Here is a 13856-nt window from a genome sequence, read left to right as displayed (position 1 = left end):
CCCCACACTCTGACTGCGACCACCGACAAGCGTGAGACGTCAACGATGTCCCGACGACACGACGTCAAGCATGTCCCGAGCCCTTACACGTCACACGTCGGCAACCCACCGGTGGCGGGTGGAGCCGTCGTGCTGGTACTCCGTCTCCAACTCTTGAAAGAACTCAGTGATGTACATGCTGGAGCGATACGGGAAGTACCGAACTTCGTCGACGTTCTGGGCATCGTCGCGTCCGAGGTTGCCCACGACGAGGTTTCCAAGAGCTTCGAGGTTGCGGCGACGGAACTTCACATGGGCATTGTTGCAAGCGACGCCGACGAATGCCCACACCTCGCGCGACCCTGCGGGCGATGCCCGATCAAGACCGAGGCGTTCGACTACCAGTTCGTCGGACCATCCGGGTAGCGTGTCGCAAGGGTCGGTTCCGAACTCGGCGGCCATGCCGTCGGCGGCAGGGAGATTGCACGCCCTGGTGGTTCTCGATCAATTTCCCACGGTGTATAGCGTGGACTTGCGGCGTTGAAGGTGTGCTGCAGGAGGATTTCCATCAGTGAGTTGAGTTGCCCGACTCCTTTGAGCCCGTGGCGTCGGTATGACTCATTCGCCTCGTAGACATCTGCGCGGCACATGTGCTGATCCGCCTCAAGCGTTCCGCGGTAGAGTGAGGGCATTCTCGAAGCCACTGACGAGCGCGAGTCAGATCTGTTGCCGGAGTGTCCTGTCTGCACGTAGCTCCTTCAAGGTGGGCGCCATTCAAGTGGCTCCTCGCCGAATCCCAGGTCAGGCAACAGGCTGTTTGATCGGATTGTGGACCACTGCTCGCGTACCAGGTTGCGCGCCGAGCTGAGATCGCCGTCGTTGGAATCCTCAGAGTAGAGCGATTCTGTCGCGAACTCGGCGGCCCCGCCGGTGTAGACCTCCCAAATCGCGACGGCTAGCGCGTGTGGAGTCACTGCTCTGAACGTGCGGCTCGTGCTAAGAATTCTCGCAATGGAGATCGTGAGATCTGGATTGGCAAGTTGAAGCCGCCGGCGGTGGTAATCGATAGGAGGCGGGCCGGTGAGCAGTTCCCGGGTCTGGTTCTCGATCTGATCCAGGGTGTCGGTCCAATCGCCGCTGCGCTTGATCTGGCGGATGAGTAGTGGTGGGTAGCGCGAGAATTCGTGAGGCAGTCCTAGCGCGAAAGCGATATGGCCCCAAGGTCTCGCGGTCCCAGACCGTGCAAGGAGCATGGAAAGGACGGCGCGATCCTTCGCAGTCGTGTAGTCGCGGAATCCCGTCCAGTGAACTTGAGGTATCGACGAGAGAGGAATGTGGTTGCCCGGGATCTCGTGGGCCGTCGGATAACGGGCACACCCACTAGCAACTCGAAACGTCAGTTGTGCCGTCGGCGATAGCTTTTCGGCGAGCGGGGTGATGGCGAGGTGGCCGATAACCGCATTCGTCCGACTACGGGGCAAATCTCGGCCGTCCCTGAGAAGCCAGGTTCCTGGAGTAAGGACGCTCTGCTCTACGGCGAGCGAATGAGCCGCATGAACGTCCTCCTCGCAGAGGATGGACTTTACCTTGAGGAGTTGCTCGAGGCACGCGGCGTCAGGGTCGCTTGCTGCTTGACAGCTCATAATGGGCTTGCCCAGCGTCAGAGCCGCGTCGAAGTATTCGCGTGTACTGAACCGCTGACCGCCAAAGCTGTTCGTCGAAGGCTCTGATGCACCGCGTGCGAGTTCGAGAATCCAAACCTGAGCTTCAACGATCTCGGGGGCAACCCTACGGAACTCGACGTCGCGCAAGTCGTGGCCGCAGTATGCGTGTCGAGTTCTTGGTGTTCGGGGGCGATTGTCGCGCTGCGGACAGGCCCAGTTGGGGTCGGTGCTATTGGGCCAACTCGTGCCCGCCCACGGCGTCTCGGCGCACCGAGGGCAGTTGGTAGGCATCAAGATCGCATGTTCGACACAGACGCGGTGTAGCGGCAGTGACCATGTCGAGTTCCAGTATCCTTGCTGAGCAAGGCATTCGGGACAGTAGGAAGGGTCGAGGGGCATCGATTCCGAAGACTTACCGTACCGTTCCCAGTGCGTGCGAAATGCGGAAACAGCCTCGGATATGAGTCCTGCCCGGAGGTATCGGGCTCGTTCGTCCGGTAGCCCCACCGTATCCACAATCAAATCACTGTGCTCAGCGATATGCGCAGAGACTCGTGTGGGGGACCAGGCACTCGTTGGAATCCCGAGTTCTCGGAGTAGCGCGCGTGCGGTGAGTCCGTAGCGGTGGCCGAAACGGCGCAGCCAACTCGGTGCGGTCTCATCGTCCCTGGGGGCGACGAGTATGGGAAGCCGCCGCGGGTTGTACCCGTCTGGTATCGCAATTGCGGAGGGTAGTTGCTCCGCGTCGGTTCTCTCACCTCTTGGGAGTGGTGAGCCGCTGAGCGGCATTGTCAACGACGACCTCCTCCAGGATGCTCGCAGTAATTTGCTCGGTGCCCGTCTTAATAGCCAGATAGGCGGCCCGATCGAGCAGGTTCGTCAGTGAACCGATGTGCCCTTGCGTTCGGCGGAAGAGTTCCTTGCCGAAATCGGATAGTGTCCCAGGCGTTTGCGCGGCGAGCATTAGGTGCAATTCGAGGGCGTTGAGAAGCGAGATCCAGGCGACGTTGCTGGCATCGGAGTCGGTGTTGAACGGCGCGACGCGTGCACGTGTGGCACGGCGGGCAGTCTGTGCGTACACGGCACCGTCATCGCCTCCCAGGCCCTCGTCGAAGAACTTCTTCTCTGTGAGGCGTACACCGACGTAAATGAACGTGACCGCCATTTCGTTGGCCAAGCCCTTCAGATGATTGCTTACTTCGCGACCGTGACGGTCTCGAAAGTCGATGAAGTGAAGGTCATCGATGACAATTATCTGAGTCTCGCAGCTCCGTACGCAGTCGACCGCGAGCGCACCCAAACCAGAAGTATTCGCACCAGCTACCCCCAGATGGCCATAGAAGGCGAGGATCTTTCTGTTCAGGCCCTTGAGGGTGATTCCAGCATCGAGCGGGATGAAGGCGACCGGAATACGCTGATCGCCTGCGGCGGTCTCGCTGCTGAGGCGGCGAATTGCAGTTCGATGGAACTGCCTTGCGTAGCGGATGGCGATGGTGGTCTTACCGAGACCTGGCGGGGCGTCGATCACGACCGATCCGCGGAGGCGGTCGCCATCGCGACGGTTGGACGCCATGACTTGATCGATGACAGCGAAGGCGTGCGTGAGTTGAGCTGTCTTGACAGTCGGGAGGTTGGCATTCCATACAAAGCGAGCTTCGTTGTAGTCTTCGCGCTCGTCGTCGCTGAGCGCTGCGATCTGTCCCTTCGTGAGGAGTTCCAGGCTCGCGCGCGGCGGCGAATGCACGAAGTCGTGCCAGCCCACTTTTGACGCCAGGTTGTAGCGATGCGGTTGATTGTTTCGAAGCCATAGTGCCCATGGGTTACTCATTCGTCGAATACCTCATAGCTCGAATCGTCTGCACCTTGGTACTTCTCAAACACATCGAGGTCATCGTCCAAATCCCAACCTGGAGGGCGACGTTCTGCTCTCCTCGCGAGAAGGTCGATAACTCCTGGCAGTGATGCAATCTCGTCGTCAGGTTGGCCATCGCCAGTATCGCTTGCCGTGGAACGGGTGCTGGCCAGGCGTCGTGCGAGGGCGCGGTCGCGCTTGGATTTGGTGTTGCCTTTGGACCACTCATCGAGGAGGTTGCGGACGGCGTCCTGTGGGTCGACATGCCGGTTTTCGCGGACGGCCAGAAGCTTGGTGTAGTCGGCGGCGTCCGAGGAGAAGGGCTGGTCGAGTCCACCTGCGTGCTCCCAGACCAGAGGCGACCATTTGCCAGATGAGGGGTCGCGGAAGTACACGCGTCGAACATCGCCGCTGTCTATGTGGATTGGCCATTTTCTAGCCTTCGGACCACCGAAGTTGGACTTGCTATTCCGGTAAGGGTTGAGCGCCGCGCCATCGTATCGGCGCCCATCCACTTCTATGCCATAGTGCTGGATCGTGCGCCACTCCACATTGAGAAACTCGTACGCAAGGTCCGGTGAGGACGGGATGGTGAGTCCACCGGCGCGAGCCAGGCCGATCTCGTACATTTCGAGCGGTGATAGCTCGAGGCCGGGCGTCTCAGGGAGACACAAGCCTTCGTGTTTCGACCGGTGGTACACCCGAGCTGTCCACTCGCGAATTATCGACTCAAGCTCGGCGACGTAGTAGAACGCTTGACTCTCAATGTCTTCACCGCGGTGATAGACGTCGGGTCCCTTGTAGCCCGGCAGTTGCTGAAGCAGGCCGAGCCGAATGGTCTTGAAGAAGCGTTCGACAGTTGGCTTGTCTGACGCCTTCTTTACGATCGCAGGCTGAATCGAGATTCCGAGTCGCGCACAGGCGGATCTGACATGGTGCGAGAGGTAGATCTTGCCATGGTCAACAACGATTGACTCGGGTAGGCAGCCTGGGATGCTCGGAGTGGCATCGTCTGCGGTCGGGTCGTCGCGTTCGATTGCGATCGAACTAGGCACGCCGTGAAACGGCCACGCTCCGTCGTCGACCGGTTCTTGGGGCGTGACCGACTGGTGTAACACATTGGCCACGTCGATTGCCTTGGTTGAAATCGGGGTCAGGCGCAGACCGACAATGCAGCGTGTATAGAGGTCTTGCGCCACAGTGAGTTCGACCGGCACCCAACGCAGCGTGATCGGCTCCATCGCGAACACGTCGAGGCGCGTTGTGTCGAGTACGAAGTACTCTCCGGGGCGCGTGGCGCGCAAACGGCCATACGGGGCCTCCGGCCGGTCGGCGGCGATTCGCCGTGCCTTTCCGCTGCCAAATGAATAGCGACCCTTGGAGAGCTCGTCCAGCCAGCGGTAGGCGGTCGCATTGGATGGGGTGGGCGCCAGATCGGCGCCACACCGCTCGGTCAGCAGATTGTTGGCCTGGTCGATTACTATGTTTCTGCTGGGTGTGGATTCGCGTGTGTACCGATTGAGTACGTCGAGGCACGCCTCCCGCCAGAGTGGGTCGATCGGCGAGCGCTGCTTCCTTGCTTCGACGAGGCCGGCTGGTCCTGACTCTTGATACGCCTTCACCCAGCGTTTGACGGTGCGGTCAGACATGTTGTGTGCGAGAGCGACCGTTTCGGAGCTGCGACCGATAGAGTCGCCGCTGTTGTGATGCATCTCCAGTACTGCTTCGACGACGGCGAGCCGTGCGTTGTAAGTCTCTTGCTGTTTCTTCGTAAGATTCGAAAGCAGTTGTCCGGACGTCTCGCAGGGCCTGCGAGGTGCGTCGAGCGGCTGAGAAGACCTCACGAGGTGTGGAGTGCTCACCGCTCGTGTGCCGCGATCCGATTCGACTATCGACCGACTGTCGCTGATCTCGACTATGCGGACCACGGATCCGTCGATCCACACCCGATCGCCAACAGCAAGTCGATAAGTGTTGCTCATACGGCCTCGGCTCGATGGATCAAGGTGTTGTCGCCGAATGGCCGGGTGAGATCGGCCGTGAAGGTGCCCGTCCACAGAAGCTCGAGGACGATGTGTCGAGGCCGTGCAATCCGCTCGGCTGCGAGTGTGGCTTCAGCGTGCGCGATTGAGAGCTCCTCTGGAAATCGTTCGAGCACCGTCTGGAACAGGGCCGCGCGCGACTCGCGGCGAGCCTGAGAAGCGAATCTGATGTTGTTGATCAACGCCGAGTCCTCGCCGGTCCAAACCTCATAATCGGCGGAGAGGCGCTTGGACACCACCTTGGTCCACGTGAACACGGCCTTGACCTCGTCTTTCTGCGCGATTCGTGGATTCTTGACGTCCACGACCAAATATGACCCATCAGCCCGCGTCAGTAGGAGATCGGGACAGTGGCGTCGGCCGGTACCTCTGTCGTCGCCGGTGATCCAGAAAGGTTGCGCCGTGATCCAAACGACTTCGGGATCGAAGTCGGCAAGCAAGATGCGGTCGCGTTCGAGAAGGCTTTCGTAAACCACGTGGTCGGCTGTTGTACGGGTCCAAAAAAGACCTGGATAGTGGCGTTGGCCGGCGTGGGACGGTGGCAGGCGCACTGGCTGGGCTCGGGCCATCGAGCTGATCGAGTGATCCCTGACCTGACTGATGGTCTCGTCACCGGCTTCGGTAACGAAGCGAATCTCGGTCGCACCGATCTGATCAGGCATTTTGCTATCGTGCCGCATGACAGCCCGATGAGAACGATGACACGCCTATGACAAGCCGATGAGAAAATGACACGTTCGGTGAGAAGCTACAGTTCGTTTCGCCCACGGCAGAAACCCTCCCGGGAACAAACATCCCGCCACCTGAGTTGAGTCAGCCAGACTGAACTTTGGAGGTTGCATGTCTGACAAGACTTATTCACTGCCCGTCCTCTTCGTTCCCGAGACCGTCGTCCTGCCCGGCATGGTTGTGCCGATCCCGCTCGACGACGCTGCTCAGGCAACCGTGGACGCGGCCCGGGCCACCGAGTCCGGGAAACTGCTGGTTGCGCCGCGCCTGGACGACCGTTACCCGACCTATGGCGTGATCGCATCGATCGTGCAGGTCGGGCGTATCCCCGGTGGCCAGACCGCCGCTGTCGTGAAGGGCGACAAGCGTGCCCAGATCGGCACCGGAACACCCGGCAACGGCAACGCCTTGTGGGTCGAGGTCACCGAGGTCGACGACGCGGAGATCACCGACGAGATCAAGACACTTGCCGCCGAGTACAAGAAGCTCGTGCTCGCGATGCTGCAGCGGCGTGAGGCCTGGCAGATCATCGACGCCGTCAACAAGATGACCGATCCGTCGGCGCTCGCCGACACCTCGGGTTACTCGTCGTGGCTCACCGACGAGCAGAAGCGTGAACTGCTCGAGACCCCGGACATCGCTGCGCGGCTGCGCTCGCTCATCGAGTGGACCGGTGAGCACATCGCGGAGACGGAGGTCAGCGACAAGATCGCCGACGATGTCCGCTCGGGTATGGAGAAGCAGCAGAAGGAATTCCTGCTCCGCCAGCAGCTCAACGCCATCCGCAAGGAACTCGGCGAGGACGAGCCCAAGGGCGCCGACGACTACCGCGGTCGCGTGGAAGCCGCCGACCTTCCCGAGAAAGTGCGCGAAGCCGCGCTGCGCGAGGTGGGCAAACTCGAGCGTGCCAGCGATCAGTCACCGGAGACCAGCTGGATCCGCACCTGGCTCGACACCGTCCTCGACCTGCCGTGGAACACCCGCACCGACGACTCCACCGACATCAAGGGCGCCCGCGAGATCCTCGACGCCGATCATCACGGTCTCGACGACGTGAAGGATCGGATTGTCGAATACCTCGCGGTGCGTGCGCGCCGCGCCGAGCGCGGCCTGCAGGTCGTGGGCGGCCGTGGCTCGGGTGCCGTCATGGTGCTCGCGGGCCCTCCCGGCGTCGGCAAGACGTCGTTGGGTGAGTCCGTCGCCCGCGCGCTCGGCCGGAAGTTCGTGCGGGTCGCCCTCGGTGGCGTGCGCGACGAGGCGGAGATCCGCGGTCACCGTCGCACCTACGTGGGTGCGCTGCCCGGCCGGATCGTCCGTGCCATCGGCGAGGCGGGATCGATGAATCCCGTTGTGCTGCTTGATGAGATCGACAAGGTGGGCTCGGACTACCGGGGTGACCCGGCGGCCGCGCTGCTCGAGGTCCTCGACCCCGCGCAGAACCACACCTTCCGCGATCACTACCTCGATCTGGATCTGGACCTCTCCGACGTCCTATTCCTGGCCACCGCCAACGTGGTCGAGAACATCCCGTCGGCGTTGCTGGACCGGATGGAACTGGTGACCATCGACGGCTACACCGAGGACGACAAGGTCGCCATCGCGCGCGATTACCTGCTCCCGCGGCAGGCCGAGCGCGCGGCCCTGAACGACGACGAACTCGTCGTCACCGATGACGCCCTGCGTGAGGTCGCCGCGAACTACACCCGCGAACCGGGTGTGCGCCAGTTCGAGCGGCTGCTCGCCAAGGCGTTGCGCAAGGTGGCGACCAAGGTCGAGAACGGAAGCGCCACAACGCCGGTCACCGTCGACGTCGGCGACCTGACCGAGTACCTGGGTCGCCCGCGGTTCACCCCCGAATCCGAGGAGCGCACCGCGGTCCCCGGCGTGGCCACCGGCCTGGCGGTCACCGGGATGGGTGGCGACGTGCTGTTCATCGAGGTCAACTCGACGCCGGGCGAAGCCGGCCTCAAGCTGACCGGACAACTCGGTGACGTGATGAAGGAGTCCGCGCAGATCGCGCTCTCCTACGTCCGCGCGCACGCTCAGGAACTCGGTGTCGATCCGACCCTGCTGGACAAGACCATTCACGTCCACGTGCCCGCCGGTGCGGTGCCCAAGGACGGGCCGAGCGCAGGTGTCACCATGGTCACCGCGATCGTGTCGATGGCCACCGGACGCAAGGTCCGCGCCGATGTCGGCATGACCGGTGAGGTCACGCTCAACGGCCGCGTCCTCCCGATCGGCGGCGTCAAGCAGAAACTGCTTGCCGCACAACGCAACGGACTGAAGACCATCTTCATCCCGCAGCGCAACGAGCCCGATCTCGACGACGTTCCCGCCGAGATCCTCGACGAGCTGGAGGTCAAGGCGATGACCGACGTCGCGGAGATCGTGGTGCGGGCCCTCGAGCCCGCAGCCGACACCGTGACCGCTGCCGCCTGATCTGACGATAGCGCCGCACACACGGGCCGTGCCGACGATAATTGTCGGCACGGCCCGTCGGCGTTGTCGGCCGCGGCATCGCGCGTGCCGCGCGATCCAAGGAGCCGTGATGACCGACCTGTCCACCGTCACCGACGAAGAGATGCGGACAATCCTGCAGTACGCCCAGAGCTACACCGTGGTGATCCTGCGTCCCGGACCGAAGTACGGCACCGCCGAGGCCAAACCCCTCATCTGGGAGCACAGCCGCCGCAACTTTGCGCTCCGCGCCGCCGGTGCGCTGGCGGTGATCCTGTCCGTGTCCGACGACACGGACGTCTGCGGCATCGGCGTCTTCGACCGCGACGCCGAGACCACCACCGCCCTCATGAACGACGACCCGGCCGTGCAGGCTGGCATCTTCCGAGTCGACGTCCATCCCGTGCGCGGATTCCCGGGAGACGCGTTGTCGCCCAGGGCATAACGGGCCGCCGCACGTCTCGGGTCGACGGCCGACGGCCGACGCGGTCAGCGTTGCGCGCGAGCGAACGGCTGACCGGCGAGGAATCGGATCACCCGCGTGAGCGTCGGGTTGCCTCGAGCCGTCTCGGGGTCCATCAGGTCGTTCTCACCGAGGACCGATTCCTCGTCGCTCACCGTCGCGGCGTCGAAGTCGACGAGGCGTCGTCGGTCGCCACGCAATGCGTCGATGGCCGCGATCAGTGATCTCCGTTCACCCAGCTCGGAGCGGACGGCATCGGGCGTGACACCGAGGTGTTCGGCGATGAGGCCATCACGGATCGCGGCGATCGCCGCTCGCTTCTGCGTGGCCGCCGGATTGTCGTCGGTGATGTGGACCGCGAGGTCACATTCGCTGTCCAATCCCATCGATCGGTTGTTCAGATTCGACGACCCGACGCGCAGCAGCACATCGTCCATGACCAGGATCTTGGCGTGCACGTAGATGGGTTCGCCGGCATCGGTCACCGGATAGAACGCGCGAAACCTGTTGGCGTGATCGGCTTCCCAGAGCACGTGCAGGAGTCGACGCCGCGCGGCGTCCATCGCCTTGCGTTCCAGCCATCCGTCGGCAGTGCGGGGGAGCACGACGACGATCTCGGGGCCGTCGGGTTCGGCCAACCGCGCGGCCAACGCCTCGACGAGTCCGCGGGCCGCGAGGTACTGGCTCTCGATGTAGAGGAAGTCGCGAGCACCGGCGATCACGCTGAGGTACAGCTGTTCGATCTCCCGGACCTCGCGGCGGTCCCGGAGTTCGGGCAGGGTCCGCGCCACCGCGACGTCGACCGATCTCAGCGTGGGTGACAGGTCGGCGGGCCACGGGTCGCGGTCGGTGGCGGGGATCGGTGCCAACTCGGTGCCGGTGGCCGCCCGCCACCGTTCCCGGGCCACGTCGCCGACGAGGCGTGCCGCCGCGCCGTCGACGGCGGTCGTCGCGTCATGCCACGGGCCGTAGGACTTCCCGCCGGGTTCGATGCGTCGCGCGTTGTCGTCGAGATGATCTCGTCGGTCCCACCGGTCGACCGTCATGTCGATACCGCCGCAGAACGCCACCTGATCGTCGATGACGATGATCTTCTGGTGATGAGCCCCGCGCAACGGATGTGCGGTGTCGATCTGTAGGTCGATGCGATGGTGGGAGATGAGGTTGGTGAGGAACACCGGCGCCATCCCCCGGCCGATCGCGGTGAGTGCGCCGACGCTCCACTTGAGCAACCGGATGTCCAGGTCCGGTTCGCGCTTCAGCAGCCACTCCAGGAACTCGCCCAACTCGTCGGGGCCCTCGAGGGTGGTGCCCTCGGGCTCGAAGTGGATGCGGGTGTCGAAGTCCCACCCGATCAGGATGATCCGGCGTTGCGCGTTGAGCATTGCCGCCTTCGCGTGACGGAAATAGTCGGCGGCGTCGATGATGCAGGCCAGGCGATCGGCGTGGCCGATGCCGTAGCAGTTCTCACCGGCACGCAGCAAGGCGGTGTCGTCGCTCGTGGGTGATGCCTGGGCGTCGTCCATGGACTGAGTCTGTCATCACGGTGTCGAGGGACTGGCAAGGACGTCGAGCTCGGCGCGACGCCGGACGATGTGGTCGCGTTCGGGGCCGGGTGGGCACTGTTCCAGCGCTGTGTCCAGGGCGTCTCGCGCACACCTCAGATCGCCTGCCGAGTACAGTAATTCGGCTCGGACGACGGCGACGCGGTGATGGTGCTGCAGGATGGGATCAAGGTCGTCGAGCAGGTTGATGCCGGCACCGTCGCCGGCCAGTGCGCGGGTCGCCGCACGATTGAGCCGCACCATCGGCGACCCGGTGAGCTGTTCGAGTCGCTCGTAGACCGCATCGATGCGCTGCCAATCCGTTGACGGGGCGTCGGGCGCGACGGCATGCAATGCGGCCACACACGCCATCAACCGGAGTTCCTCGGCGAATCCCTGCGTGGGTTCCACCGCAGCGAAACGGCGCAGGCCGTCGACGATTTCGGCGCGAACCCAGCGAGATCGATCCTGGGCGGCGAGGGTGACCAGTGTCCCGTCGGACTGGTGACGCGCATGACGGCGGGCGTGCTGCAGCCGGACGAGCGCCGCGAGCGCCGAGAGGGCGGCGCACCCCGGCACGGTATCGGCCGCCAGCACCGTGAGGCCTGCGGTGTCGTCGGCAAGGTCCGACGCCGCGTCACCGCCGAGGTAGGCGGCGGTGAAGGCGAGCATGAGGGACCGGGCGACGTCGTCGTCGCGATCCCGCCACGCGATGTCGTCCGGTTCGAGATCAAAACGCAGTCCCGCCTTGCTGATTCGACGCTTGGCCCGAGTCAGCCGGGCCGCCATGGTGGCGTCGGGTACCAGGAAGACACGGGCTATCTGCGTCGTCGGCACGCCCAAGACGAACCGCAGCGCCAGCGCCGGCCGGATCTCCGGTGCCAACGCGGGATGTGTCGCGAGCCAGAGCAATCGGAGTCGGTCATCGACCGCATCGGGTGAGGTCACCTCGGCGGGTTGCACGACCGGCGTGGCGATCAGATGTTGCCGTCCACGCGCCATCTGTTCATGCCGGATGGCGTCGACGATGCGACGGCGTGCGGCCGTGAACAGCCATCCGGGCGGGTTCGTCGGCGGGTTATCACCCCAGGTCCCGGCAGCGGCAGAGAAGGCGTCGGCGAGTGCGTCCTCTGCCAGGTCGATCCGGCCGGACCACGCGACGAGGCGCCCGAGCAGATGCGGCCACTCGGACCGATACACCCGCCCGAGCGCGTCGTCGTCGATGTCAGCCTTCCGGCATTCCGGCCGGACGCAACTCCATGTCATACGGCGGCAGCAACCGGATCAACTCCAGCAGTACATCGAGATCGGGTACTTCCATCAGGTAGTAGCCGCCCAATCCCTCGAAGGCCTCGGCGTAGGGCCCCTCGGTGACGATCACCTCGCCGCCGCGGGTCCGCACGCTGGTCGCGGTTGCACCCTCCTGAAGGGGTTCGCCGCTCAGGATCTCCACGCCGTCACGCGCCGAGCACGCCTCGTCGAACTCGCCGAAGCGTGTGAGGAGCTGGGCCTGCTCCGCCTCGGTCATCTCGGTCCACGGCGGCACCTCGCCGTCACCTGCGAGCAACACCAAATACTTCATCGCTGTTGGTCCTCTCGATGTCTTCCAGGCGGACGTTCCACCCAACAGGATGACGTACGAAGGGTGCGGATATCGACACCTACCGCGAATCCCGATCGTTGTCCCGGCCGAAGACCCCGACTGCGATCCACAGGGTCGCGACGGCCACCCCGCCGAATGTCGCATACCCGGAGCTGTGCGTGACGGTGAATCCCACGCCGTAGAGCATGGAGACGGCCAGTGCGATGAATGCGAGCGTGCGGCGGTCCACGAAAGGCCTTTCGGTAGCGTTGCTAACGATCCCTTTCTCTACACTTCGTGGCGCGCCCGGTCTGGCGTTACTCAGCTGTCGGCGTCACGTTGCGGAGTCAGCAGGAAATTCCCAACGAATCCGCAGGTTTCCTGCGTAAAGTCGGCGTCATGACAGCCCAAGAAAATGGTAAACGACTAACCAAAGGTGAACGGCAGCAGCATAATTCGGGTTCCGAGTCAGATCTTCGCGATACTGCCCCCAGTGCGCTGGACGGTGTCGTCGCAAGTCGTCGTTCGCTGCTGGCCGGTGCCGGTTCGCTCAGTCTCGCTGGATTCCTCGCCGCATGTGGCGTGAACTCCTCGACCGCGGACAGCAGTGGATCGTCGTCGGTCGCGGCGAGCTCGGCGGCGTCGACGTCGCTGCCTGCTGCGGCGAAGACGACCCTCACCACCTTGATCGACACGACCCCGGCCTGTCCGATGACCAAGGACGTCACCGAGGGGCCCTACTGGTTCGACGTGGACTACATCCGTTCGGATATCACCGAGGGAAAGCCGGGGTTGCCGCTCGAACTCGGCCTGCGGGTCATTGATCTAGACGGCTGTACCCCGGCGGGTGGCGGCAATCCGGTACGTGATGCCGTCGTCGAGATCTGGCATTGCGACGCGACCGGGGTCTACTCGGGCTTCGAAGAGGGATCGCGTAGCGCGAACGGCGGTGGTGGCGGTCAAGGTGGCCCCGCCGGCGGTCCGCCACCGAATGGCGGTCAGCAGGGAGGCGGACAACAGGGCGGCCCGCCCGCTGGAGGTGGCTTCGGCGAGGCGACCGGAAATCTCTCCGCCGGCTCGTACTCCGAGGGTGACCCGCAGAGCACCACCACCGACGACAATCTCTACCTGCGTGGCGCCCAGCCTACCGACGAGAACGGCTTCGTCCACTTCACCACGGTGTACCCGGGTTGGTACCACGGCCGGACGGTCCACATTCACTGCCGTGTTCACATCGACAAAAAGACTGCACTGACCGGTCAGATCTACTTCGACGACACGCTCAACGACTCGATCTACTCCACCGTGAGCCCGTATGACACCCACACCGGTCGGGACACGAGGAACAACACCGACACCATCTACGACGCCACTGGGCTCACCTCCGCGGAGCGGCAGGGCGGCACGGTCTACGCCGGTCTGAAACTGGGGGTGTCGGACTCCCCGGGCTGACCCGTGTCGGCGCGTGCGCGTGTGCATCACCGAGGGTGTTTGAGCGTACTTCGCTCAACTTTTTTCTCGGATCGGGAACAATCCGGGAA

12 protein-coding genes and 1 pseudogene are annotated in these 13856 nt (G+C 63.7%); 3 read left to right on the top strand and 10 right to left on the bottom strand.

Going from position 1 to position 13856, the window contains the following annotated elements:
- Nucleotides 1-90 precede the first annotated feature (90 nt).
- The 6 genes and pseudogenes from ACZ4TW_RS22060 to ACZ4TW_RS22035 form a co-directional block, all read right to left on the bottom strand.
- Nucleotides 91-441, bottom strand: coding sequence for a hypothetical protein (locus tag ACZ4TW_RS22060; RefSeq protein ID WP_010844931.1), 351 nt, complete (start codon nt 439-441; stop codon nt 91-93).
- 296 nt (nt 442-737) lie between these two features.
- The gene (locus ACZ4TW_RS22055) at nt 738-1790 is read right to left on the bottom strand and encodes a hypothetical protein (protein WP_020169780.1); all 1053 of its coding nucleotides are present in this window, start codon (nt 1788-1790) and stop codon (nt 738-740) included.
- A gap of 159 nt (nt 1791-1949) precedes the next feature.
- Nucleotides 1950-2432, bottom strand: a pseudogene (locus ACZ4TW_RS22050) (TniQ family protein); the annotation flags it as partial.
- The gene (locus ACZ4TW_RS22045) at nt 2398-3405 is read right to left on the bottom strand and encodes an ATP-binding protein (protein ID WP_010844933.1); all 1008 of its coding nucleotides are present in this window, start codon (nt 3403-3405) and stop codon (nt 2398-2400) included. The gene ACZ4TW_RS22045 and the pseudogene ACZ4TW_RS22050, both read right to left, overlap by 35 nt.
- 62 nt (nt 3406-3467) lie before the next feature.
- Entirely contained in the window at nt 3468-5477 is a 2010-nt protein-coding gene (locus tag ACZ4TW_RS22040; RefSeq protein ID WP_079931101.1) for a helix-turn-helix domain-containing protein, read from the bottom strand.
- Complete coding sequence (locus ACZ4TW_RS22035) at nt 5474-6199, bottom strand: TnsA-like heteromeric transposase endonuclease subunit (protein WP_006369927.1); 726 nt, start codon at nt 6197-6199, stop codon at nt 5474-5476. The genes ACZ4TW_RS22040 and ACZ4TW_RS22035 overlap by 4 nt, the downstream gene beginning before the upstream one ends.
- Nucleotides 6200-6377: 178 nt before the next feature.
- Between ACZ4TW_RS22035 and lon the strand changes: the two genes are divergently transcribed.
- Together lon and ACZ4TW_RS22025 are read left to right on the top strand one after the other, a co-directional pair.
- Complete coding sequence (gene lon / locus ACZ4TW_RS22030) at nt 6378-8708, top strand: endopeptidase La (protein WP_465546415.1); 2331 nt, start codon at nt 6378-6380, stop codon at nt 8706-8708.
- Nucleotides 8709-8817: 109 nt separating this feature from the next.
- On the top strand, nt 8818-9171 hold the full coding sequence (locus ACZ4TW_RS22025) for a hypothetical protein (protein ID WP_465546413.1): 354 nt from the start codon (nt 8818-8820) through the stop codon (nt 9169-9171).
- A 44-nt stretch (nt 9172-9215) separates the two neighbouring features.
- Here ACZ4TW_RS22025 and ACZ4TW_RS22020 read toward each other — a convergent pair whose 3' ends face one another.
- The 4 genes from ACZ4TW_RS22020 to ACZ4TW_RS22005 form a co-directional block, all read right to left on the bottom strand.
- Complete coding sequence (locus ACZ4TW_RS22020; protein WP_465546411.1) at nt 9216-10715, bottom strand: phospholipase D-like domain-containing protein; 1500 nt, start codon at nt 10713-10715, stop codon at nt 9216-9218.
- Between the two features lie 15 nt (nt 10716-10730).
- A complete protein-coding gene (locus tag ACZ4TW_RS22015; protein ID WP_465546409.1) occupies nt 10731-11735 on the bottom strand; it encodes a DUF6596 domain-containing protein in 1005 nt (334 codons plus the stop codon).
- Between the two features lie 223 nt (nt 11736-11958).
- Nucleotides 11959-12315: a YciI family protein gene (locus ACZ4TW_RS22010; RefSeq protein WP_465546407.1), complete on the bottom strand. Its 357-nt coding sequence runs from the start codon at nt 12313-12315 to the stop codon at nt 11959-11961.
- Nucleotides 12316-12394: 79 nt separating this feature from the next.
- The gene (locus ACZ4TW_RS22005; RefSeq protein ID WP_465546405.1) at nt 12395-12565 is read right to left on the bottom strand and encodes a hypothetical protein; all 171 of its coding nucleotides are present in this window, start codon (nt 12563-12565) and stop codon (nt 12395-12397) included.
- 47 nt (nt 12566-12612) lie between these two features.
- Here ACZ4TW_RS22005 and ACZ4TW_RS22000 point away from each other — a divergent pair, with 47 nt between their 5' ends.
- On the top strand, nt 12613-13767 hold the full coding sequence (locus ACZ4TW_RS22000) for an intradiol ring-cleavage dioxygenase (RefSeq protein ID WP_465546403.1): 1155 nt from the start codon (nt 12613-12615) through the stop codon (nt 13765-13767).
- Nucleotides 13768-13856 lie beyond the last annotated feature (89 nt).

Source organism: Agromyces sp. NPDC029043 (assembly GCF_055564615.1).
The sequence above is the reverse complement of the archived record's forward strand: the minus strand, read 5'-3'. Positions and strand labels throughout refer to the sequence as shown.